The following is a 23,849-nucleotide window of genomic DNA, read 5'->3' on the forward strand; positions in this document are numbered from 1 at the left end:
ACCGCTTGGTACGCTCAACCGCTCCTTCCCTCACCCCAGTTGGGAGGCACGATGCGCAACCGCACAAGACGCACGGCAGCCGTGGGAATCACCCTGCTGACGGCCGTGGCCCTGCTGCCGTCGTCCGGCGCGGGGGCCGCGGTGTCCCGGGACGCCCGCCCGTCCGGCGGCGGCCTGCACGCCACCATCCGCTACACCGAGTACGGCGTCCCGCACATCCTCGCCAAGGACTACGCGAACCTCGGCTTCGGCACCGGCTGGGCGCAGGCCGCCGACCAGGTGTGCACGCTCGCCGACGGGTATCTGACCGTCCGGGGCGAGCGCTCGCGCCACTTCGGGCCCGACGCCTCGCCCGGTTCCGCGCTGTCCTCGGCGTCCACGAACCTCGCCAGCGACCTGTACTTCCGCGGTGTACGCGAGGCGGGCACCGTCGAGAAGCTCCTGAAGCAGCCCGCGCCGGCCGGACCGAGCCGTCGCTCCAAGGAACTGATGCGGGGCTTCGCCGCGGGCTACAACGCCTGGCTGAAGCAGAACCGCATCACCGACCCGGCCTGCGCCAAGGCCGACTGGGTGCGCCCGATCACCGCCCTGGACGTCGCCAGGCAGGGCTTCGCCGTGCAGGTGCTCGGCGGACAGGGACGCGGCATCGACGGCATCACCGCCGCCGCGCCGCCCGGCGCGAAGGACGTGGACCGCGCGCCCGACCCGCGGCGTACGGCGAAGGCGGCCCGCGAGCTGCTCTCCGCACAGGACGCCGACATGGGCTCCAACGCCGTGGCGTTCAGCGGGCGCACGACCGCGAACGGCAAGGGACTGCTGCTCGGCAACCCGCACTACCCCTGGCAGGGCGGGCGCCGTTTCTGGCAGTCGCAGCAGACCATCCCCGGCGAACTCAACGTGTCCGGCGGGTCGTTGCTCGGCACGAGCGTAGTCAACATCGGCTTCAACGGCGACGTGGCGTGGAGCCACACGGTCGCGACCGGCGTCACCCTGAATCTCCATCAGCTCACGCTGGACCCCGCCGACCCAACGTCCTATCTCGTCGACGGCAAGCCCCGGAAGATGACGAAGCGCACGGTGACGGTGCCGGTCAAGGGCGGTGCGCCGGTGACCCGCACCCAGTGGTGGACCCGCTACGGCCCCGTCGTCACCGGGCTCGGCCCACAGCTCCCCCTCCCCTGGTCGTCCACCACCGCGTACGCGCTCAACGACCCCAACGCCGTGAACCTGCGCGGCTCCGACACCGACCTCGGGTTCGGCACGGCGCGCTCCACCGCGGGCATCCTCAAGTCGCTGCGCGACACCCAGGGTCTGCCCTGGGTGAACACCGTCGCCGCCGACCGCCACGGCCACTCGCTGCTGAGCCAGTCGCAGGTGCTGCCCCGCATCACCGACGACCTGGCGCAGCGGTGCAGCACCGCGCTCGGCAAGGTCACCTATCCGGCGTCGGGCGTCGCCGTGCTCGACGGCTCGCGCGGCGACTGCGCGCTGGGTTCCGACAAGGACGCGGTGCAGCCGGGCATCTTCGGCCCCTCGCGGATGCCGACCCTCAAGGACGCCCCGTACGCGGAGAACTCCAACGACAGCGCCTGGCTGACCAACGCGGACCGCCCGATCACCGGTTACGAGCGGATCTTCGGCACGATCGGCACGCAGCGCTCCATGCGCACGCGCGGCGCGGTCGAGGACGTCGCCGCGATGGCGGAGAAGGGTGATCTGACGGTCGCGGACCTCCAGCGGCAGCAGTTCGCGAACCGGGTGCCGGCGGCGGACCTGGCGGCGGACGACACGGCGAAGGCGTGCGCGGCGCTGCCGGGCGGCACGGCGACGGGAAGCGACGGCACGGCGGTCGACGTGAGCCGGGCCTGCACGGTCCTGGCGCGCTGGGACCACGCGATGGACACCGACAGCCGGGGCGCGCTGCTCTTCGACCGCTTCTGGCGCAAGCTGACGGCGGCCGTGCCCGGCGCACAGCTGTGGAAGGTGCCCTTCTCGGCGGCCGATCCGGTGCGCACCCCGAACACGCTCGACACCGCGCTGCCGGGCTTCCGCACCGCGCTGGCCGACGCGGTCACCGAGCTGACCGCCGCGGGCATCGCCCTGGACGCGCCGCTGGGCGCGAACCAGTACGTCGTACGCGACGGCGAGCGCATCCCCGTCTCCGGTGGCACGGAGTCGCTCGGGGTCTGGAACAAGGTCGAGCCGAACTGGGACGCGAAGGCCGGGTACACCGAGGTCGTGCACGGCACGAGCCATGTCCAGGCGGTCGGCTGGACCGAGGGCCGCTGTCCGAAGGCCCGCACGCTCCTGTCGTACTCCCAGTCGTCGAACCCCCGCTCACCGCACTTCAGCGACCAGACGAAGCTGTACGCCGAGGAGCGCTGGGTGACGTCACGCTTCTGCGAGAAGGACATCCTCGCGGATCCGGCCCTGAAGGTGGTCCGCGCGCGAGAGCACCGCTGACACCACTTCCCGACGGCCGGGCCCCACAACCGGGGCCCGGCCCGGCACCTTTGACGGAGCCTCATACCTCGTCCGCCTCCGGCGGGGTCACATCGCGCGCTCGCGTCCCTCCCAGTACGGTTCGCGCAGCCGCCGCTTGTAGAGCTTGCCGTTGGGGTCGCGCGGCATCGTCGCGATGAAGTCGACGCTCTTGGGGCGCTTGTAGCCCGCGAGGCGCTCCTCGCAGTGGGACAGGATCTCGGCGGCCAGCGCGTCGTCGGCCGCCCTGCCCTCGGCCACCTCGACGACGGCCTTGACCTCCTCGCCCCAGTCGTCGTGCGGGATCCCGAAGGCGGCGGCGTCCGCGACCGCGGGGTGCGTGAGCAGCGCCGACTCGATCTCGGCGGGATAGATGTTCACCCCGCCCGAAATGATCATGTCGATCTTGCGGTCGCGCAGGAACAGATAGCCGTCCTCGTCCAGCAGGCCGAGGTCGCCGACGGTGAAGAAGTCCCCGATGCGGTTCTTCTTCGTCTTCGCCTCGTCCTTGTGGTACGAGAATCCGCCGGTGGACATCTTCATGTAGACGGTGCCGAGCTCGCCCGGGGCCAGTCGGTTTCCGTCGTCGTCGAAGACCGCCAACTCGCTGATGGGCCAGGCCTTTCCGACCGTCCCGGGCTTCTTCAGCCAGTCCTGCGCGGTGGCGAACGCGCCGCCGCCCTCGCTGGCCGCGTAGTACTCCTCGACGCACTCGCCCCACCACTCGATCATGGCGCGCTTCACATGGTCGGGGCAGGGCGCGGCACCGTGGATGGCGTGCCGCATCGACGACACGTCGTACGCGGCCCGCGTCGCCTCCGGCAGGGCGAGCAGCCGGTGGAACTGGGTCGGCACCATGTGCGTGTGCGTGCACCGGTGCGCGTCGATGAGGCGGAGCATGTCCTCGGGCGTCCACTTGTCCATGAGGACCAGCGGATGGCCGATGTGCAGGGCGGCGCCCGCGAACTGGAGGACGGCCGTGTGGTAGAGCGGCGAGCAGACCAGGTGGACGTTGTCGTCGAAGGGCCTGATCCCGAAGATGCCGAGGAACCCGCCGAGGTAGGACTCCTCGGGGAGCTTGCCCGACAGCGGGCGGCGGATGCCGCGCGGGCGGCCCGTCGTGCCCGAGGTGTAGTTCATGACCCAGCCGAGGGTGCGGTCGGTGGGGACCGACTCGAGCTGGCCGTCCAGGAGTTGGGCGTAGGGACGGAAGCCGCGCACGTCGCCGACGGCGTACCGGTGGCTCGTCGGGAGCCCGGCCTCGTCGGCGGCCGCGACCGCCGCGTCGGCGAACCGCTCGTGCGCGATCAGCACCTTGGCTCCGGAGTCGGAGACGATCCAGGCGATCTCGGGGCCGACCAGGTGGTGGTTGACCGGGACGAGATAGAACCCGGCCTGGGAGGCGGCGAGATACGCGGTGAAGAACTCCACGCCGTTGGGCAGGACGACCGCGAAGGCGTCGCCGCGTTCCAGGCCCGCGGCGCGCAGCCCGTGCACCAGCTGGTTGACGGCGCCGTGCAGCCGGCCCGCCGTCCACTCCTCGCCGTCGGGCGCGACGAGGACGGTGCGGCCGGGGTCGGCCGCGGCCTGGGCCCAGAAGCCGTTCGGCGGAGCGCTGTTGGGGGGTGTGCTCACGACTGACTTCCCCTTCCGGCGATGCGGTTGACTCGGTCGACGGCCCGCTCGAATCCGCGCGTCAGATCGTCGAAGACGGCCTGCACGCTGCGTTCGCTGTTCATCCGGCCGACGATCTGCCCGACCGGAGTGCCGAGCAGCTCCTGCACCTCGTACTTCTGGATGCGGGACACCGCCTCGGCGACCAGCAGGCCCTGGAGCGGCATCGGCAGCGGCCCGGGACCCTGCGGATCGTCCCAGGCATCCGTCCACTCCGTGCGCAGCTGCCGGGCGGGCTTTCCGGTCAGGGCGCGGGAGCGGACCGTGTCGCCGGATCCGGCGGCGAGCAACTTGCGGGTGAGGGCCGGCGAGTGGAGGTCGGCCTCCGTGGTGGTGAGCCAGAGGGAGCCGAGCCAGACGCCCTGTGCGCCGAGGGCGAGCGCGGCGGCGATCTGCTGCCCGCTGCCGATGCCTCCGGCGGCGAGCACGGGCAGCGGCGCGACCGCCTCGACCGCCTCCGGGGTGAGCACCATGGACGCGATCTCGCCGGTGTGGCCGCCCGCCTCGTACCCCTGCGCGACGACGATGTCGATGCCGGCTTCCGCGTGCTTGCGGGCGTGCCGGGCGCTGCCCGCGAGGGCGGCGACCAGGACGTCGTGGTCGTGGGCCCGCTGGATCACGTCCGCCGGGGGCGAGCCGAGCGCGTTGGCGAGAAGCTTGATCGGGTAGTCGAAGGCGACGTCGAGCTGGTTGCGGGCGACCTGCTCCATCCAGCCGGTGATGCGCCAACCCGACTCCTCGCCCTCGGCGAGTTCGGGCACGCCGTGCTTGGCGAGGGTGTCCTTGACGAACTGCCGGTGCCCGTCGGGGATCATCGCCTCGACGTCGGCCTCCGTGACGCCCTCGACCTTCTTGGCGGGCATCACGACGTCGAGGCCGTACGGCCTGCCGTCGACGTGCTCCTGCATCCAGTCGAGGTCTCTGGCCAGCTCGTCCGGCGCCGTGTAGCGGACCGCGCCGAGCACCCCGAACCCGCCCGCCCTGCTGATGGCGGCGGCCACCGCGGGGAAGGGCGTGAAGCCGAAGATGGCGTGCTCGACTCCCAGTCTCTTGCTCAACTCCGTCTGCATGGGCGCAGGATGCCGCAGCCGACCGGCCGAGGGAAGAGATTTTCTGATGCAGTGTCAGATATTTGGCACAGGTGCGCGGCGCGACACGGAGCACCCCTTGATCGCCTTCGACTGACCGCATGGTCAGTCATCTGACCGATCGGTTAGTGTGTCCGCACCGTGGGGCTCGACGGACGGAGGACACCGGGATGGAACGGACGACGTGCTGTGTGGTGGGCGGCGGACCGGCCGGCATGATGCTGGGCCTGCTCCTCGCGCGGGCGGGCATCGAGGTGACCGTCCTGGAGAAGCACGGTGACTTCCTGCGGGACTTCCGGGGCGACACCGTCCACCCGTCGACCCTGCGCCTGCTCGACGAACTCGGCCTCGGCGAACGCTTCGCGCGGCTGCCCGCGCGCAGGCTGCGGGAGATGCGGATGCACATCGACGGCACCACCGTCGTCGCGGGCGATCTGCGGCACATCCCCGGCCGCCACCCGTACATCGCGATGGTCCCGCAGTGGGACTTCCTCGATCTCCTCGCGGGCGCGGCCGTCGCCGAGCCGTCCTTCACGCTGCGGATGCGGACCGCGGTGACGGGCCTGCGGACGGACGGCTCCGGCCGGGTCACCGGCGTCCGGTACACCGACGCCGACGGCACCCCCGGCGAGCTCGGCGCCGACCTGACCGTGGCATGCGACGGCCGGGGCTCACTGGTCCGCACGGCGGCGGGGTTCACCCCCGTCGCGTACGACGTGCCCATCGACGTCTGGCAGGTCCGCGTGGCCGCCCCGCGCGACGACCTCAAGAACGGCCGTGTCTTCCTGAGCATCCGCGACGGCCAGATCGCCGCCACCATGGACCGCGGCGACTACTACCAGACCTCCTACCTCATCAGGAAGGGCACGGACGCCGAACTGCGCGCCCACGGCATCGACTGGTTCCGCGACCGCCTCGGCGCCCTGCTCGGCTGGGACCGCACGGCGACGGCGGAGATCACCTCCTGGGACGACGTGAAGCTCCTGGAGGTCACGATGGACCGGCTGCCCCGGTGGTACGCCGAAGGCGTCCTCTGCATCGGCGACGCCGCGCACACCATGTCGCCGGTCGGCGGCGTCGGCGTCAACCTCGCGGTGCAGGACGCCGTCGCGGCGGCCCGCCTCCTCGCCGGACCGCTGCGCCGCGGCACGGTCGGCGTCCGCGACCTGGCCCGCGTCCAGAAGCGCCGCACCCTGCCCACCGCGCTCACGCAACGCCAGCAGCGGGGCGAACACGACATGCTCCTGCGCCCGGCCCTCGACGGCACCCTCCGCGGCGACCGCCTCCCGCTCCCCCTGCGCCTGCTCCGCACGGTCCCCGCGCTGCGCACGGTGACGGGCTACCTCGGCGGCGTGGGCGTACGCCCGGAACGCGCACCGGAGTTCGCCCGCCGCTGACCTCCGACGCGGTGCGCGGGCCACGCGCGCAGCGCCCGTACCGTCCAGTCGACCACCTGCGCCAGGCCCTCCGGGGCGGGCCAGCCGTTGATCACCGCCAGGAGGTACAGGTAACGGTCCCTGCGGGGGTCGTTCATGACGTCGAGGCGGGCCGCCAGGCGTCGGCGGAGGTCCTCGCCGTCGGGGGCCCCGACGATCCCGGCGTAGTGGGCGGCCAGCGCCGCGACGATCGGGGCGGCCAGGGGCGAGGTGGGCTCGATGGCCTCGCTCAGGGCAGGGTCGGCCAGGGAACGGACGGCCTCGGCGAGGATGCGGGGCAGGCCCGTCGCGTCGTCCGGGGCCCGGTCGGCCGCCATGCCGCGGGCCATCCCCTGCACGCTCACGCGAAAACCGGGGTCCGCCATCAGACCGGCCAGTTCCACCCATGCCTCGATCTGCGCCACATCGGGGACGTCGGGCAGTTCGGGGGTCATGGAGCGGATCACCGCGGGGAACGCGGGGTGATCGTCCAGGCCCTCGAAGACCGTGCCGAGGAAGTCGCCGATCAGGCGGCCGCGCTCGTCCTCGGAGAGCGTGGCGAGCCGGTGCATCAGGTCCAACTCCTGGGGTGTGCAGCCGCGTTCGGCCACCGCGGACAGCACCGCGCGCCGCAGCCGCAGGGTGTGGATCTGTACGTCCAAAGCCTCGGCGTGCGCCGCCGCCACGTCGGGCAGCGCGACCTCGCGGTCCACGACCCTGCGGATCGTCGGCAGGTCCAGGCCCAGCTCCCGCAGGGTCCGCACCAGGTCGAGGCGTGCGGCGGCGTCGGGGCCGTAGCGCCGGTAGCCGGCCGCGCTGCGGTCCGTGGGGACGACGATCCCGGAGTCCGAGTAGAACCGGATCGTCTTGACCGAGAGCCCGGTCCGCCTGGCCAGCTCGCCGATCGAGTACAGGGTGTCCGGGAGGGGCGCCCCCGTGGTGAGGGTGTCGGGAGAGAAGGATGCGTCGTCGCTCATGGGACCACCCTCACGTCTCCCCTTACGGGAGACTCAAGCCCGCGTTCGCGGCTCGTGCCGCTCGACGGCGCGCAGCGTGAACGTCACCAGCTCGTCCGCCGCCGCGTCGAGGTCGAGGTCCGGGTGGACGAGCCAGTGCCCGATCACCCCGTCGATCGCTCCACCGATCGCGAGGGCCAGCGTCGCGGGGTCGAACACCCGGAACCGGCCTGCGCGTTGGCCCTCGGCGAGCAGGTCCGCGAGAGCGTTCCAGCGGCCCGCCGTGTCGTGCCCACCGGGGTTCTTCAGGCGTGTGCCGTCCTCGTCGTCGAGGAGCATCTCCGTGATCACGCGGACGTGGCGGCGGTTGTCCCGCTGGTAGCCGACCATCGCGCGGACGTAGGCGACGATCGCCGCGCGCGGGTCGGCCTCGGCGGCCACCTGCTCGTCCACGTACGTCATGAACCGCTCCAGGACGTACGACAGCGTGGCCCGGGTCAGGTTGTCCTTCGACGAGAAGTGGTAGAGGACGGCGGCCTTCGACAGGCCCGCCTGCTCGGCGATCGCCGCGAGCGACGTCGCCGGATAGCCCTTGGTGGAGATCATGTCGATCGTGCACTCGATGAGCTGGCTGCGGCGGGCCTGTTCGGTGAAGGTCGGAGTGCCGGCTCCCCGCCGGGACGAGCGGGTCGTACGCGGCGAAGAGGCGACGCCGGACGTACGGGACGCGTCAGCGGCCATCGTGACGCTCTCCTCTCCTCGCTCGCGCCGGTGATCGGCATCCGACCGTACACCAGCGGCTATGCCCCCATCGCGGCCATGGCGGCGTTGTGCCCGGGGATGCCGCTGACGCCGCCGCCGCGCACCGCGCCCGCCCCGCACAGCAGGACGTTCGCGTGCCGGGTCTCCACGCCCCACCGTCCGGTGTCCTCCTGCGCGTAGGGGAAGGCGAGGTCGCGGTGGAAGATGTTGCCGCCGGGCAGCCCGAGGTCGCGCTCCAGGTCGAGCGGGGTCTTCGCCTCGATGCAGGGGCGGCCCTCGGCGTCGAGGGCCAGGCAGTCGGCGAGCGGCTCGGCCAGGTGCGCGTCGAGCTGCGCGAGGGTCGACTTCAGGAGGTCCGCGCGGACGGCGTCGTTGTCCCGCGCGAAGAGCCGCGCGGGCGTGTGGAGTCCGAAGAGGGTGAGGGTCTGGTAGCCGCGCTCGACGAGGTCGGGGGCGAGGATCGTCGGGTCGGTGAGCGAGTGGCAGTAGATCTCGGAGGGCGGGGCCGCGGGCGGGGCCCCGGCGGCGGCCTGGGCGTACGCGGCGGCCAACTCCTCGTACCCTTCCGCGATGTGGAAGGTCCCGGCGAACGCCTCGCGCGGGTCGACGGCGGTGTCCCGCAGCCGCGGCAGCCGCTTGAGCAGCATGTTCACCTTCAGCTGTGCGCCTTCGGCGGGCGGGGGCGGCGCGTCGCCGAGGAGCGCGGCGAGGGCCTGCGGCGACGCGTTGACCAGGACGTGGCGCGCGGCGACGGTCCGCTCGCCGTCCTCGCCCTCGCGGTACGTCACCTCGCCGCGCTGCCCGTCGGTGGCGATGCCCGTGACCTCGCAGCCGGTGCGCAGCGTGGCGCCGGCCGCCCGCGCGGCGTCGGCGATGGCCGTGGTGAGGGCGCCCATGCCGCCGACGGGCACGTTCCAGTCGCCGGTGCCGCCGCCGATGACGTGGTAGAGGAAGCAGCGGTTCTGGCGCAGCGAGGGGTCGTGGGCGTCGGCGAACGTGCCGATCAGGGCGTCGGTCAGGACGACGCCGCGCACCAGGTCGTCGGCGAAGCGCGCCTCGATCGCGGTGCCGATCGGCTCCTCGAACAGGGTGCGCCAGGCGGTGGCGTCGTCGACGCGGGCGCGCAGTTCGGTGCGGGTGGGCAGGGGTTCGGTGAGGGTGGGGAAGACGCGGCGGGCGACCTGGCCGGTCATGGCGTAGAAGTCGCGCCAGGCGTCGTACTCGCGGTGGTCCCCGGTGAGCCGCGCGAAGGCCTGCCGGGTGCGGGCCTCGCCACCGCCCACGAGCAGCCCGGTGGGCCGTCCGGCGCGCTCGGCCGGGGTGTAGGAGGACACGGTGCGGGTGCGCACCCGGAAGTCCAGGTCGAGGTCCCTGACGATCTTCTTGGGGAGGAGGCTGACCAGGTACGAGTAGCGGGAGAGCCGCGCGTCGACCCCGGCGAAGGGACGGCTGGAGACGGCGGCGCCGCCGGTGCCGGGGAGCCGCTCCAGGAGCAGCACGGACCGCCCGGCGCGGGCGAGATAGGCGGCGGCGACGAGACCGTTGTGACCTCCGCCGACGATGACGGCGTCGTACGCATCACGATCAGGCATGACTCTTCCTAGCACGGGGGCCGGGCGCCGGGGTACGCCCGGCGCGGACAAGGCGTGGCGCTCCGCGGTGCCGTGGCGCGGCGCCATCCGGGGCGGCCCCATGGCCCGGGCGCGCCCGCCGTTCAGTGCCCGCCCGTGGCCCCTCGCTGCCGCAGCGCCGCCACCCGGCGGTACAGCTCCACCGCCTCCGTGCCCCGGCCGAGCTGTTCCAGGCAGTGCGCCTCGTCGTTGCGGCTGGCCAGCGCGTCGGGGTGGTCGGCGCCGAGGACCTGTTCGCGGGCCGCGGCGACCCTGCGGTACTCGGTGAGCGCGTCGGCCCAGCGGCCCAGCCAGCCGAGCCCGACGGCGACCTCGCGGCGGCTCACCAGCGTGTCGGGATGGTCCGCGCCGAGCACCCGCTCGCGGATGGCGCACACGTCCCGCGCCTCCGCGAGGGCCTCCTCCCAGCGGCTCTGCCGGCCGAGGTTCACACCGAGGCCGTGCCGGGCCCGCAGCGTCTCGGGGTGGGCGGGGCCGTTCACCCGTGTGCGGTCGTCGATCAGGTCGCGGTACAGCTCCAGGGCCTCGCCGCTGCGGCCGAGCCTGCCGAGGCTGATGCCGACCTCGTAGCGCGCGGCGAGCGTGTCGGGGTGGTCGGCGCCGAGCGCCCGTACCCGCGCGTCGGCGACCTCGCGGTAGGTCTGCAGCGCCTCGGGCCAGCGGCCCAACTGGCCGAGTGCGTAGGCGACTTCGTACCGCGTGACGAGCGTGTCGGGGTGCGTCGCGCCGAGGACGCGCGCGCGGGCCGCGGCCACCTGCTCGGCGAGATGGTAGGAGTCCTCCAGCCGGCCGAGGCGGCTCAGGTTGTAGGCGAGGTTGTGGCGGCAGCGCAGGGTGTCCGGGTGGTCGGGGCCCGCGGTGCGCTCGCGCACGGCGAGCACCGAGGTGTACGTCTGGTGGGCCTCGAAGTGCCGCCCGAGCTGGCCCAGTACGTACGCCATCTCCTGGCGGGCGGCGAGCGTCTCCGCGTGCTCGGGGCCGAGCGTGCGCTCGCGGCCCTGGGCGACGCGGCCGTACTCGCGCAGGGCGTCGGCGGCGCGGCCGGTGCGGCTGAGCGTGAAGCCGACCTCGTAGCGGCTGGCGAGCGTGTCGGGGTGGTCGGGGCCGAGGGCGTGTTCGCGCTCTGCGGCGACCGCGCGGTGCACCTCGCCCGCCTCGGCCCACCGGCCGAGCCTGCCCAGGCTCAGTCCCGCGTTGTGCCTGCTGGCGAGGGTGGCGATCAACTCCGGTGGCGGTGTGGGCCGTTCGGGACCGCGGGGCGCCGCGGACCGGCGCTGGTCCGCGCGCGGGATCCACTCGCCGGTCAGCCCGGCCGCCGTGTCGGGCGGGGTGGCGCGCAGCTCGGACGCGCCGGTCGCCTTGTGTCCCGTGGTCATGCCGCGGGTCCAGGAGGGCAGGGGCGGCTCGTCGGACGGCAGCGGTTCGGGGCGTCGCACGGGAGGGGTGGCGACGGTCGGTACGTACGAGGACGCGTTGCGGCCCGCGGCGATGCGGCGGCCCAACTCACGGGCGTCGCCCGGCCGGTCGCCCGGCTCCTTGGCGAGCAGGTCGAGGACGATCCGGTCGAGGTAGGGGGGCAGGTCGGCGCGGCGCCTGCGGGGCGGCTCGGGCGCGGTGTCGCGGTGTCCGACGAGCACGGCCCAGGCGTCCTCCAGGTCGAACGGCGGGGCGCCCGTGGCGATCTCGTAGAGCACACAGCCGAAGGAGTACAGGTCGCTGCGCTGGTCGACGGGGTCGCCGCTGATCTGCTCGGGCGACATGTAGTGCGGGGTGCCCATGGCGATGCCCGTGCCGGTCAGGCGGGAGGTGAAGCCGATGTCGGCGCCGAGGCGGGCGATCCCGAAGTCGCAGATCTTCACCGTGCCGTCGGCGAGCCGCATGATGTTCGCCGGCTTCAGGTCGCGGTGCACGATGCCCTGTTCATGGGTGTACGCGAGGGCGGCGGCGACCTGGTCGGCGATCTCGACGACGTCGGCGACGGGCAGGGGGTGCTGCTTGTTGTCCTCCAGGAGCTGGCTGAGGTTGCTCCCTTCGAGGAGTTCCATCACCAGGTAGAGCACGCCCTCGTACTCGCCGAAGTCGTGGACGACGGTGACGCCGCGGTGCTGGAGCGCGGCCGCGACGCGCGCCTCGCGGCGGAAGCGCTCGCGCAGGACACGGGTGAAGGACTGGTCGTGCTGGGGTCCCATCGGCTTGAGGCACTTGACGGCGACCTGGCGGCCGAGCGACTCGTCGCGTGCGCGCCACACCTCTCCCATGCCGCCGCGCCCGATCAGATCCAGGAGCCGGTAGCGGCTCTGGATCAGCCTGGTGTCCGCCATCGCGTGCTGTCGCCCCCGTTGTTTCGCTGCACCCTCCCCGGCCCGTCCAGTATGGCGTCCCGTCTGTCGAGTTTGTACGGGGCCGGGCGGGCGCGCCGACGGGCGGCGGGACGGCCCTGCGGTACAACTCATGGGCGTACGGCGGCAGGAAGGCGTACGGGAGGCCGCCCACACGCCGCCGCGGCGGGGCGCGCGCCGGGACGAGCGGGGGGAACCGCCCATCGATCGGAACCGGCCCCGCCTTCGATCAGGATTCGAGAAGCGCCGGGACCCCGTTCCCGCCTAGCGTGACGTGCATCAGTTCCGTCCCGGGGATTTTTCCCGCGAGGCGGAGATACTGCTTCAGGCTGGTGAGATCGAGCCAGGCGACGACGACGGCGACCGGGCGATCGGTCCCGCCCGACAGAGGGAGACCGACAGTCATGGCCAAGAGGACGAATCCGCGGTCGCCCGCGTCGCACGCCGCCGACAGCCACGACCTGATCCGTGTGTACGGCGCCCGCGAGAACAATCTCAAGGACGTCAGCATCGAGATCCCCAAGCGCCGTCTGACGGTGTTCACCGGGGTCTCCGGCTCCGGCAAGAGTTCCCTGGTGTTCGACACGATCGCCGCCGAGTCGAAGCGGCTGATCAACGAGACGTACAGCACGTTCGTGCAGGGCTTCATGCCGAACATGGCGCGGCCCGAGGTCGACGTGCTCGACGGCCTGACCACCGCGATCACCGTCGACCAGCAGCGGATGGGCGGCGACCCGCGCTCCACGGTGGGCACCGCCACCGACGCCAACGCGATGCTGCGGATCCTCTTCAGCCGCCTGGGCAAGCCGGCCATCGGCCCGCCCAGCGCGTACTCCTTCAACACCGCCACGGTCCGGGCGAGCGGCGGCATCACCGTCGACCGCGGCGCCGCGAAGACGAAGACCGTGAAGGCGACCTTCAACCGCGTCGGCGGCATGTGCACGCGCTGCGAGGGCCGGGGCAACGTCTCCGACATCGATCTCACCCAGCTCTACGACGACTCCAAGTCGATCTCCGAGGGCGCCTTCACCATCCCCGGCTGGAAGTCGGACAACGTGTGGACGGTGGGCCTGTACGCCGAGTCGGGCTTCCTCGACCCGAACAAGCCGATCCGCCGGTTCACGAAGAAGGAGATGCAGGACTTCCTCTACCGCGAGCCGACCAAGGTGAAGGTCAACGGCGTGAACCTCACGTACGAAGGCCTGATCCCCAAGATCCAGAAGTCCTTCCTGTCCAAGGACAAGGAGGCGATGCAGCCCCACATCCGGGCCTTCGTGGAGCGTGCGGTCACCTTCACCACCTGCCCCGAGTGCGACGGCACGCGGCTGAGCGAGGGGGCCCGGTCGTCGAAGATCAAGCGGAAGAGCATCGCCGACGCCTGCTTCATGGAGATCAGGGACCTGGCCGAGTGGGTGCGCGGCCTCGACGAGCCGTCGGTGGCGCCGCTGCTCACCGCGCTGCGGCAGACCCTCGACTCGTTCGTGGAGATCGGTCTCGGCTATCTCTCGCTCGACCGGGCCTCGGGCACGCTCTCCGGCGGCGAGGCGCAGCGCGTCAAGATGATCCGCCACCTCGGCTCCTCGCTCACCGACGTCACGTACGTCTTCGACGAGCCGACCGCGGGCCTGCACCCGCACGACATCGAGCGGATGAACAACCTGCTGTGCAAGCTGCGGGACAAGGGCAACACGGTGCTCGTCGTGGAGCACAAGCCGGAGGTCATCGCCATCGCCGACCATGTCGTCGACCTCGGCCCCGGCGCGGGCTCGGCGGGCGGCACCGTCTGTTTCGAGGGCACGGTCGAGGGGCTGCGCAAGAGCGACACGGTCACCGGCCGCCACCTCGGCGACCGGGCCGCCGTCAAGGACGAGGTGCGCGCGCCGGCCGGCGCGCTGGAGATCCGCGGCGCGACGGCGAACAACCTGCGCGGCGTCGACGTCGACATCCCGCTCGGCGTACTGGCCGTCGTCACCGGTGTCGCGGGCTCCGGCAAGAGTTCGCTGGTGCACGGTTCGATGCCGTCCGACGCGGGAGTCGTGTCCGTCGACCAGAGCCCGATCCGCGGCTCGCGGCGCAGCAACCCGGCGACGTACACCGGACTGCTCGACCCGATCCGCAAGGCCTTCGCGAAGGCCAACGACGTGAAGCCCGCGCTGTTCAGTGCCAACTCCGAGGGCGCCTGCCCCACCTGCAACGGCGCCGGCGTGATCTACAGCGATCTGGTGATCATGGCCGGTGAGGCCACCACCTGCGAGGACTGCGAGGGCAAGCGGTTCGACGCGTCGGTCCTGGAGTACCGGCTCGGCGGCCGGGACATCAGCGAGGTGCTCGCGATGTCGGTGAGCGAGGCCGAGGAGTTCTTCGGCGAGGGCGAGGCCCGCACCCCGGCCGCGCACAAGATCCTGGAGCGCCTCGTCGACGTGGGGCTCGGCTATCTCACCATCGGGCAGCCGCTGACCACCCTGTCCGGCGGTGAGCGCCAGCGCCTCAAGCTGGCCACCCACATGGGCGACAAGGGCGGCGTCTACATCCTCGACGAGCCGACGACCGGCCTCCACCTGGCCGACGTCGAGCAGCTGCTCGGCCTGCTCGACCGTCTGGTCGACTCCGGCAAGTCGGTCATCGTCGTCGAGCACCACCAGGCGGTCATGGCGCACGCCGACTGGATCATCGACCTGGGTCCCGGCGCCGGCCACGACGGCGGCAAGGTCGTCTTCGAGGGCACGCCCGCCGAACTGGTCGCGGCGCGTTCGACGCTCACCGGTGAGCACCTCGCGGAGTACGTCGGCGCCTGACCGCTCCGTCTTCGACGGCGGGCGCGCTCAGCACCGCGCCCGCCGTTTCCGCCGTTCCCCCTGTTCCCGTGGAGCCGCTTGCCCCCGCCGTGCCCGCCGCGACGGCGTTGGCGGTGACGATCACGCCGATCGCCGCCCACGCGGCCGGGTCGAGGTGCTGGTCGAGGACCAGCAGGCCGACGAGCGCGGCGAACACCGGGTTGACGCTCATGAAGACGCCGAAGGACGCGGCCGGGATGCGGCGCAGCGCCAGCAGGTCGGCGAGGAACGGCACGGCGGAGGAGAGCACACCGGCGGCGAAGGCGCACAACAGGGCCTGGGCGGTGGGCCGTTGCAGGTAAAGGACGATGGCGCCCACGGGCAGGTAGAGCAGCCCGGACACGGCCGCGGCGGCGGCCGAGCCCTGTACGCCGGGCAGGCGTGCGCCCACGGTGCGGTTGAGCAGGATGTAGCAGCCCCAGCAGACGGCGGCGAGCAGCGCGAGCCCGATGCCGAGGAGGTCGGTGCTCGCGCCGGGGCGGGTGAGCACGACCACCGCCCCGGCGGCGGCGAGCGCGCAGACCAGGTCGGTGCGGCGCCGGGACCCGGCCAGGGCCACGGTGAGCGGGCCGAGGAACTCCAGGGTGACGGCGAGCCCGAGACCGATCCGGTCGATCGCGCTGTACAGCGACAGATTCATCGTCGCGAACACGACGGCGAGCCCCAGGACCGGCCGCCACTGCGCCCCCGTGAACGTACGGAGCCGCGGCCGCCCCGCGCCCATCAGCACCAGCGCGGCCACCCACTGACGCACCGCCACCACCCCCACCGGCCCGAGCACGGGAAAGGCGAGCGCGGCGACGGAGGCCCCGGCCTGATTGGACAGGCCGCTGCCCAGCATCAGCGCCGTCCCCGCCCAACGGCTCGAACTCACCGGCTCCACACGCGTGTCGACTGCCATGCCACGACCCTGCGCGCGGCGCCCGCATACGCAAAATGCATCCGACGCGCCACCGATACGCTGAGCGTATGGATGGACGGATGGGTGGAGGCGGGGACGGGCTCGGGGGCGAACACGGTCCCGGCCGTGCCTCCGGCCGAGGGGAGCTGGAGCTGCGGCACCTGCGCTGCCTGGTCGCGATCGTCGAGTACGGCGGTTTCACCGACGCGGCGATCGAGCTGGGCGTCTCCCAGGCGTCGGTCTCCCGCACGCTGCTCGCCCTGGAACGCACCCTCGGCGTGCGGCTCCTGCACCGCACCAGCCGCACGGTCACGCCCACCACCGCCGGCGTGCAGGTGCTCGCCCGGGCCCGGCGCCTGCTCGCCGAGGCCGACGCGCTGGTGAGCGAGGCCGCGGCGGGACACACGCGGCTGCGCCTCGGCCACGCGTGGTCGGCGCTCGGCGAGCACACCGCCGAGTTCCAGCGCCGCTGGCACGCCCGCCACCCCGCGGTCGAGCTCCAGCTGATCCGCCACAACACCCCCACCGGCGGGCTCGCCGAGGGCCGGTGCGATCTGGCGGTGGTGCGCGGCCCGGTCGACACGCGCCGCTATGCCCACGCCGTCGTCGGCCACGAACGCCGTTACGTCGCGCTGGCCTCCGACGACCCGTGGGCGCGGCGCCGGAGCATCCCGCTGGCGGAGGTCCGCGAACGCACCGTCGTGGTGGACCGGCGCACGGGCACGACGACCGTGGACCTGTGGCAGGAGGGGGCGCATCCCGTCGTGGAGCACACGGTCGACGTCGACGACTGGCTCGCCGCGATCGCCACCGGCCGTTGCGTCGGCGTCACGCCCCACGCCACGGCGACCCAGTACCGGCGCGTCGGCATCACCTACCGCCCTCTCCGGGACGCCGCTCCGGTACCGGTCCACCTCCTCTGGCACGCCCAGGACCCCCACCCCGCGACACACGCGGCGGCGGCACTGGCCTGCGAGCTGTACCGGTCCGGGTCACGCCCGTGACCGTGCGACGGGCGTCAGTCATGGTCGGCGACGAAGTCCGTGATCGTGGCTGGGCATGACCGTCGACGCCCTGTCACACGCGTCGCGCGGGTAACGCGTCCGGCGCGGCCGGCACCCCTCTAGCGCCGGACGCGCGGCATGCCCAGGCCGATCCAGGAGATGATCTCGCGCTGGATCTCGTTGTTGCCGCCGCCGAAGGTGAAGATCACCGCTGAGCGGTAGCCGCGCTCCAGTTCGCCGTGGAGGACCGTGCCCGCCGAGCCCTCCTTCAGGGCACCGGCGGCGCCGACGACCTCCATGAGCCAGGCGTACGCGTCGCGGCGGGCCTCGGAGCCGTAGACCTTCACGGCGGAGGCGTCCTGCGGGGTGAGGGTGCCTTCCTGGACGGCGTTCACCATCTGCCAGTTGAGGAGCTTCATCGCGTCGAGCCTGGTGTGGGTCTGCGCCAGGCGCCTGCGGACCCAGCTCAGGTCGATGACGCGGCGGCCGTCGGCCAGCTTGGTGTCCATGGCCCAGCGCTGCACGTCGTGCAGGGCGCGGATCGCCATCGTGCCGTGGGCGGCGAGGGTGACGCGCTCGTGGTTGAGCTGGTTGGTGATCAGGCGCCAGCCCTTGTTCTCCTCGCCGACACGGCGGGAGACCGGGACCCGGATGTTCTCGTAGTAGCTGGCGGTGGTGTCGTGCGAGGCGAGGGTGTTGATGACGGTGCAGGAGTAACCGGGGTCGCTCGTCGGCACGAGGAGCATGGTGATGCCCTTGTGGAGCGGTACGCCCTCTTCGGGGACGGAGGTGCGGACGGCGAGCCAGACCCAGTCGGCGGTGTCACCGTTGGTGGTCCAGATCTTCTGTCCGTTCACGACGTACTCGTCGCCCTCCCTGACCGCTCTGGTCTTCAGGGCGGCGAGGTCGGTGCCGGCGTCCGGCTCGCTGTAGCCGATGGCGAAGTCCAGCTCGCCGGAGAGGATCCGCGGCAGGAAGTACGCCTTCTGCTCGTCCGTGCCGAACTGCATGATCGTCGGGCCGACCGTGTTGAGCGCCATCAGCGGCAGTGGTACGCCGGCCTGGGCGGCCTCGTCGAAGAAGATGAACTGTTCCATGGGGCTGAGCCCGCGCCCGCCGTACTCCTGCGGCCAGCCGACGCCGAGCCAGCCGTCCGCCCCCAGGCGCCGCACGGTCTCGCGGTAGAACCGCTTCTGGGCGGCGGGGTCGGCGTACCGCGTGTAGACGTTGTCCGGCACCAGCTCGGCGAAGTACGCACGCAGCTCGGTGCGCAGCTGCTGCTGCTCGGGCGTGTATTCGAGGTGCACGGCCCCTCCAGGCTCGGTCCGGGGTTCGACGGCGGACACAGTAGAACTCGTTTCAGAAATAGGGAATGGCGACGGCAGGTCCGTCCGGCGTCGGAGCGGCGGGGAGACGGCGAGACCGTGGGGCACATCCGGACGGGGGCATGTCCGGATGTGACAGGGAATCGTCATTGCGGCCATGGGGGCCGGCGGTGAGGATGGGGTCATGCCCCTTCCGCACCGGGTCGTCATCGCGGTCTTCCCCGATGTCGATCTCCTCGACGTCACCGGCCCCGCCGAGGTCTTCGCGCTGGCCAACCGCGAGACCGCGGGACGCGCCGGCTACGAGGTCCGCCTCGCCGGACCGGCCGCGGGACCGGTCCGTACGTCGGCCGGCGTACGGATCCTCGCGGACCTCTCCTTCGACGAGGTCGGCGAGGACGTGGACACCCTGCTCGTGCCCGGCGCGGTCGACATGACCGACGAAGGGCCCGTGGCCCGGGTCGACCCGGACGTCGTGGCCTGGGTGAAGGACACCGCCCGGCACGCGCGGCGCGTGGCCTCGGTGTGCGTGGGGGCGCACCTGCTGGCCGCGGCGGGGCTCCTCGACGGGAAGACGGCGACGACCCACTGGTCGACCGCCGCCCAGCTCGCCGCCGACCACCCCGGGGTCACGGTCGACCCGGACCCCATCTTCGTCCGCACCGACCGCGGCCGACTGTGGACCGGGGCGGGGATCAGCGCCTGTCTCGATCTGGCGCTGGCGCTGGTCGCCGAGGACCAGGGCGAGCAGACGGCCCTCACGGTCGCCCGGCAGCTGGTCCTGTACCTCAAACGGCAGGGCGGACAGAGCCAGTTCTCCGTGCCGCTCAGCAAGTCGGCCACGACCCGGCGGGACATCGACGAGCTCCGTCTGTGGATCGCCGACCACCTCGACGGGGACCTGTCCGCGGGGGCGCTGGCCGCCCGGATGTGCCTGAGCGAACGGCACTTCGCCCGCGTCTTCACCCAGGAGACGGGCACGAGCCCCGCCGCGTACGTCGAGGCCGCGCGGATCGAGGTCGCCCGGCGGCTGCTGGAGACCACCGACCATCCGCTCGACCGGATCGCGGCGGCGGCCGGGCTCGGCTCGGTCGAGACGCTGCACCGGGCGTTCCGGCGGCAGGTCGCGACGACACCGGTCGCCTATCGGCGGCGGTTCCGCACGGCGGCCGACTGACACGGGCCGCCGCCCGAGTCCACCCCTTCCCCGGATTCCACTGGGTCCACCCCATCCGGTCCGATCACCGGACCGTCCCTTCGCACAGGCGAGGCAGACGGCTTCGCCCTGCCCTAATCCCTTGAAAGAGGCACCTGATGAGCACGCTCACCCCGTCCCAGGCCCTGCGCGACGTCTTCGCCCTGGACAACGAGCCGCCGCGGCTCGCCGAGTCCGTCCTGCTCCTGGTCGACATCCAGAACACCTACCGCACCGGCGTGATGGCGCTGCCCGGCGCCGACGAGGCCGCCGCGGCCGCCGCCCGGCTGCTGCGGCGGGCCCGTGCCGCGGGCACCCCGGTCGTGCACGTCATCAACGACAGCGGCGAGGGCACCCCGTACGACATCCGTGCCCACATCGGCGCGATCTGCGACGAGGTCGCGCCCGTCGAGGGCGAGGCGGTGGTCGTCAAGACGCTGCCCGACTCCTTCCAGGGCACCGACCTGGAGAAGGTCCTGACCGAGCTGGGCTTCGCCCCGGGCGGCGAGAAGGATCTCGTGCTGGCCGGCTTCATGACGCACATGTGCGTCACGTTCACCGCGCAGGGCGCCGTCAACCACGGCTACCGGCCCACGGTCGTCGCCGAGGCCACCGCGACCCGCGCCCTCACCGCCCCGGACGGCGCCGTCGTCTCCGCCGACACGCTGCAGGCCGCCGCGCTGACCACCATCACCGACCGGTTCGGGCCCGTCGTGGCCACGGTCGACGCCCTGCCCGCCTGAGCCGTCCGCTCCGTCTGCGCCGGGTTCGCGGCGACCGGTCCCGTGCCGCGCGACCCTCAGCCCATCGTCGCCAGGAACGCGTCGCACGCCTGCGCGCAGCGGCGGCAGGCCTCGGCGCAGTCGGCCGAGGCCGGGCGCAGGTCGCACAGGAAGGCGCAGCGCAGGCAGATGGCGCGGCACCATTCGACCTGCAGGCGGACGCGCTGCTCGTCCTGGTCGCTCTGGTCGGCCAGGACCCGGGCCGTCGCGTCGCACACGTCCGCGCAGGCGCTGTTGAGGCGGGGCCCGGCCCCGGACTCGGCCGGTCCGCGCCGCTTGGCGCACTCGCGTACGCACTCGTCGCAGGCCTGCGCGCACGCGAAGCGGTCCTCCAGGTAGCGGACGAGGTCCTGGTGACCGAGTTCCTTCTCGGGCGCGGGGGTCGTCGCCGTGGACGTCGTCACCGCCGTGGGCACGACGGGCGTCGTGGCCGTCACGGGCGGCTCGCTGGTGACGGGTGGTGCGACTGTCATGGGCGTACTGGGTGTGGTGGGTGTCACGGGGCCCCTCCCTTCGCTCCCGCACGGGTAGCCGCCCGTCGATTGGCTCAAACACGCCCGGGACGCGCCGCCGGAAGGAAACGGATACCAGGGGGAGTTCCCGAACGGGGGGGCGGGAACTCCTGGGGCGGGGAGCGGCCGGTCGCCGCTCCCCGCCCTTGCGTCGCGCCCCGTCCAGCCCGCCGCCGCGCGGTAGAACGACGACATGACGCCGCATCACGGACCTGGACACGGACACCACGGGCCCCACCGGTCCCCCGGACCGGGCAGCCGGTCCGTGCCCACCGCGGAGATCGGCGACCGCCATCCACTGTCCCTGGTCCTCGTCACCCTCACCGCCGTCAGCGGGCTCGTCGACGCCGTCTGCCACCTCGGCCTCGGCCATGTCTTCACCGCCAACATGACGGGAAACGTCGTCGTCATCGGATTCGCCCTGGCCGGGGCTCCCGGTTTCTCCGTCACCGGCTCGCTGGTGTCCCTCCTGGCCTTCCTCGTCGGCGCCGCGGGCGCAGGACGGCTCGCCCTCGCCTTCCGTGGACGGCATCGCGTCCCCTGGGTACGCACCGCGGTCTGGGGCGAGGCGCTGCTCCTCGCGGTCGCCACGGCCGCCGCGTTCGCCACCGGCGGTACGCCGCCGTATCCCGTGATCGTCCTGGTCGCCCTGGCGATGGGCCTGCGCAACGGCACCGTCGGCCGGCTGGCCGTACCGGACATGACGACGACGGTGCTCACCCGCACCCTGGCCGCGCTCGCCGCCGAGTCGCGGCTCGCGGGCGGCACGGACCGGCGGGCCGTCCGCCGGATCGTCGCCGTGACGGCGATGCTCGCGGGTGCGATCCCCGGCGCCTGGCTCGTCCTCCACCACGGCATCGCCTGGCCCCTGCTCCTGACCACCCTGATCGTCGCGGCGACGGCCCTCGCGTACCGCGAGCACGCGTGAACCGGATCAACTCCCGGAAGCCTTCCCGCTTTAGACAATGTCTCGGTTTGGTCTCGGTCCCGTACGCGGTGAGCAAGGCGGCGCCAGGCCCTCGTACTCCCGCTCCGAGAGGCCGAGTTGCACGGCGTCGGAGCAAGGGCCATGACGCTCGGCGACGGCCATGACACGAGGACACGAGGAGACCCCGATGACCGGCACGACGGGCACCACCCGCATGTACCGCAGGAACACCGCCCTGTTCGTTTCCTTCGCGGCGGCGGGCGCCCTGCTGCTGTCCGCCTGCGGCGGCGGTGACGACACCGGCTCCGGGTCCCCCTCCGGCGCCGCGTCCTCGTCTTCGTCCTCGTCTTCGCCCTCCTCTTCGGCAGCCGACACCTCCGGCTCCATGGAGCTCGCCCTCAAGTCCGGCACCGCGCGGCAGAACGGTGCCCCCGAGAACACCGGGGACTGGGCCAACCCGCCCGGCAAGCCCGCGGCGAAGCCCGTCCAGCGCAAGTGGGTCCAGCTCTCGGCGGGCCGCGCGGGCGACCTCGACCCGGTGGTCGTCAACGGCTCCGGCTTCACCCTCTACCGCTTCGACAAGGACACCGCCTCGCCCTCCAGGTCGAACTGCGACGGCGCCTGCGCCACGACGTGGCCGCCCGTACTCGTGGACCCTGGCGGCAAGATATTCGTCGACGGTGTGGACCCGTCACAGGTCGGCGTCATCAAGCGCGACGACGGCACCCACCAGGCGACCATCGGCGGTTGGCCGGTGTACCGCTTCAGCAAGGACGTCCGGCCCGGTGACACCAACGGCCAGGGCGTGGGCGGGACATGGTTCGGCGTGCGGCCCGACGGACAGAAGGCGGGGCAGCCCGCAGGACAGGAGGGGCAGCCGGGCCAGGACGAGCAGGGCGGGCAGGACGAGGCCGCTTCCGGCGACGGGGCGCGGGCCGCCGCACCGGCGACCAGCGCGATCCTCTTCGACGAGCCCGGCTTCTCCGACAGCGGTCCGGCCCAGGGGGTCGCGGGCAAGGGCTGCCAGGACGTCGCCCGGCCCAAGGTGACCTCGTCGATCTCGCTCAGCGGCTCGGCGAAGATCTGGTCCGGCCCAGACTGCACCGGTGAGTCCGAGGTGATCAACGGAGACGTCGCCGACCTCGGCACCATCGGATTCGACAACAAGATCAGCTCGGTGACGTTCGGCTGATGGTGACGTTCGGCTGATCCCGCGCCGCGCGCGGCGGCCTCCACAGACCGGCGCCCACCCCGATCCGTCCCCCGGGGGTGGGCGCCACTCCTGCGCGCCCGCTCACCCCTCGCCCACCGCGCACTTCAACGGCCACGGCTCCCGCCCAGGCGCCGCGCCGACGCCTTCAGGTGGACCATCGCCACCGACGGCGGCACGACGCCCGCTCCGTCCTCGGCGCCCGCCAGCACCGCGGAGAAGGCGAGACGGTGATCGACCCGCCGCCGCACCGTCCGGTCGGCGGTGAGCGTGTACTCCACACTCGTACGCCCCATCGCGGGGACCCTGACCCGTCGTGGCCCCTCCGCCCTCGCCGACCAACCGGCGCCGGGGTGGGCGGTGACGGTGACCGTGCGGGCCTCGGCGGTGAAGTTGTAGACGTCCAGCGCCATCCGGGTACGGGAGCCGAGCCGGTAGCCCAGGGGCGGATCCGCGTCCCCGTCCTCCTTGCCCGGGGCCGCGTTGCGCGCGGCGTACCGCTGGCTGAGGACGATGTGCTCGGCGGCGGAGAGCGCACGCCGTCGCGGTCCGTCGGCGTACGCACACCTGCCGTCGGCAGGCGTACGCGCGGCCTCGTCGCCGCCCGCCGAGACCACGTACACGGGGTCACGCGAGAGGGGCACCTCTCCCGCGGCCGTCCGGGTCCCCTCCCCCAGCCTCCGCCCCATGATGTCGTGCACGGCCGACACCGCCCCGAAGGGGCGCGGGTGAACCCGCACGGGCTCCGGAGCCCACGCCACGGTCACCCGCACCCGCCGCCCCTCCCCGTCCCGCTCCCCCGTGTCGAAGAC

General features: G+C 72.8%; 18 protein-coding genes. 8 read left to right on the top strand and 10 right to left on the bottom strand.

Annotation, left to right across the window (positions count from 1 at the left end; translation table 11 throughout):
- The first annotated feature begins 51 nt into the window (after window positions 1–51).
- Window positions 52–2,463, top strand: coding sequence for a penicillin acylase family protein (locus AOK22_RS00110; RefSeq protein ID WP_055696428.1), 2,412 nt, complete (start codon window positions 52–54; stop codon window positions 2,461–2,463).
- 87 nt (window positions 2,464–2,550) lie between these two features.
- Here the strand turns inward: AOK22_RS00110 and AOK22_RS00115 are convergent, their stop codons facing one another.
- Complete coding sequence (locus AOK22_RS00115) at window positions 2,551–4,116, bottom strand: acyl-CoA synthetase (protein ID WP_055696429.1); 1,566 nt, start codon at window positions 4,114–4,116, stop codon at window positions 2,551–2,553.
- Window positions 4,113–5,225, bottom strand: a complete 1,113-nt coding sequence (locus AOK22_RS00120; RefSeq protein WP_055696430.1) for an NAD(P)H-dependent flavin oxidoreductase — start codon at window positions 5,223–5,225, stop codon at window positions 4,113–4,115. Before AOK22_RS00120 ends, AOK22_RS00115 begins: the two co-directional genes overlap by 4 nt.
- A gap of 188 nt (window positions 5,226–5,413) precedes the next feature.
- Between AOK22_RS00120 and AOK22_RS00125 the strand changes: the two genes are divergently transcribed.
- Complete coding sequence (locus AOK22_RS00125; RefSeq protein ID WP_055696431.1) at window positions 5,414–6,640, top strand: FAD-dependent oxidoreductase; 1,227 nt, start codon at window positions 5,414–5,416, stop codon at window positions 6,638–6,640.
- Here the strand turns inward: AOK22_RS00125 and AOK22_RS00130 are convergent.
- From AOK22_RS00130 to AOK22_RS00145, 4 genes are all read right to left on the bottom strand, one after another.
- The gene (locus tag AOK22_RS00130; protein ID WP_063795165.1) at window positions 6,583–7,635 is read right to left on the bottom strand and encodes a MerR family transcriptional regulator; all 1,053 of its coding nucleotides are present in this window, start codon (window positions 7,633–7,635) and stop codon (window positions 6,583–6,585) included. The genes AOK22_RS00125 and AOK22_RS00130 overlap by 58 nt on opposite strands.
- Before the next feature lie 33 nt (window positions 7,636–7,668).
- Window positions 7,669–8,355: a TetR/AcrR family transcriptional regulator gene (locus AOK22_RS00135; protein WP_055696432.1), complete on the bottom strand. Its 687-nt coding sequence runs from the start codon at window positions 8,353–8,355 to the stop codon at window positions 7,669–7,671.
- 59 nt (window positions 8,356–8,414) lie between these two features.
- Window positions 8,415–9,968: a phytoene desaturase family protein gene (locus AOK22_RS00140; RefSeq protein ID WP_055696433.1), complete on the bottom strand. Its 1,554-nt coding sequence runs from the start codon at window positions 9,966–9,968 to the stop codon at window positions 8,415–8,417.
- Window positions 9,969–10,090: 122 nt separating this feature from the next.
- Entirely contained in the window at window positions 10,091–12,328 is a 2,238-nt protein-coding gene (locus tag AOK22_RS00145; RefSeq protein ID WP_055696434.1) for a serine/threonine-protein kinase, read from the bottom strand.
- A gap of 422 nt (window positions 12,329–12,750) precedes the next feature.
- Between AOK22_RS00145 and AOK22_RS00150 the strand changes: the two genes are divergently transcribed.
- Window positions 12,751–15,141, top strand: a complete 2,391-nt coding sequence (locus tag AOK22_RS00150) for an ATP-binding cassette domain-containing protein (RefSeq protein ID WP_055696435.1) — start codon at window positions 12,751–12,753, stop codon at window positions 15,139–15,141.
- On the opposite strand, the gene AOK22_RS00155 is transcribed toward AOK22_RS00150, so the two are convergent.
- Window positions 15,104–16,081 (bottom strand): EamA family transporter, encoded by a 978-nt coding sequence (locus AOK22_RS00155; protein WP_244164646.1) that lies wholly within the window; start codon window positions 16,079–16,081, stop codon window positions 15,104–15,106. The genes AOK22_RS00150 and AOK22_RS00155 overlap by 38 nt on opposite strands.
- A gap of 68 nt (window positions 16,082–16,149) precedes the next feature.
- Here AOK22_RS00155 and AOK22_RS00160 point away from each other — a divergent pair, with 68 nt between their 5' ends.
- A complete protein-coding gene (locus AOK22_RS00160) occupies window positions 16,150–17,085 on the top strand; it encodes a LysR family transcriptional regulator (RefSeq protein ID WP_237773387.1) in 936 nt (311 codons plus the stop codon).
- Window positions 17,086–17,204: 119 nt separating this feature from the next.
- Here AOK22_RS00160 and AOK22_RS00165 read toward each other — a convergent pair whose 3' ends face one another.
- Window positions 17,205–18,392, bottom strand: coding sequence for an acyl-CoA dehydrogenase family protein (locus tag AOK22_RS00165; RefSeq protein ID WP_055696436.1), 1,188 nt, complete (start codon window positions 18,390–18,392; stop codon window positions 17,205–17,207).
- Window positions 18,393–18,594: 202 nt separating this feature from the next.
- Between AOK22_RS00165 and AOK22_RS00170 the strand changes: the two genes are divergently transcribed.
- Window positions 18,595–19,587 (top strand): GlxA family transcriptional regulator, encoded by a 993-nt coding sequence (locus tag AOK22_RS00170; RefSeq protein WP_055696437.1) that lies wholly within the window; start codon window positions 18,595–18,597, stop codon window positions 19,585–19,587.
- Window positions 19,588–19,724: 137 nt separating this feature from the next.
- Window positions 19,725–20,348, top strand: coding sequence for an isochorismatase family protein (locus AOK22_RS00175; RefSeq protein ID WP_055696438.1), 624 nt, complete (start codon window positions 19,725–19,727; stop codon window positions 20,346–20,348).
- 56 nt (window positions 20,349–20,404) lie between these two features.
- Here the strand turns inward: AOK22_RS00175 and AOK22_RS00180 are convergent, their stop codons facing one another.
- Complete coding sequence (locus AOK22_RS00180; protein ID WP_341845546.1) at window positions 20,405–20,860, bottom strand: four-helix bundle copper-binding protein; 456 nt, start codon at window positions 20,858–20,860, stop codon at window positions 20,405–20,407.
- A 304-nt stretch (window positions 20,861–21,164) separates the two neighbouring features.
- Here AOK22_RS00180 and AOK22_RS00185 point away from each other — a divergent pair, with 304 nt between their 5' ends.
- Together AOK22_RS00185 and AOK22_RS00190 are read left to right on the top strand one after the other, a co-directional pair.
- Complete coding sequence (locus tag AOK22_RS00185; RefSeq protein ID WP_055696439.1) at window positions 21,165–21,827, top strand: YoaK family protein; 663 nt, start codon at window positions 21,165–21,167, stop codon at window positions 21,825–21,827.
- 187 nt (window positions 21,828–22,014) lie between these two features.
- A complete protein-coding gene (locus AOK22_RS00190; RefSeq protein ID WP_244164647.1) occupies window positions 22,015–23,019 on the top strand; it encodes a hypothetical protein in 1,005 nt (334 codons plus the stop codon).
- A gap of 125 nt (window positions 23,020–23,144) precedes the next feature.
- Here AOK22_RS00190 and AOK22_RS00195 read toward each other — a convergent pair.
- Window positions 23,145–23,849, bottom strand: a 705-nt coding sequence (locus tag AOK22_RS00195; protein WP_208606351.1) for a hypothetical protein, incomplete at its 5' end; no start/stop codon positions are given.

This window comes from Streptomyces silaceus, assembly GCF_001419745.1.
In the GTDB taxonomy this organism is placed as follows: domain Bacteria; phylum Actinomycetota; class Actinomycetes; order Streptomycetales; family Streptomycetaceae; genus Streptomyces; species Streptomyces silaceus.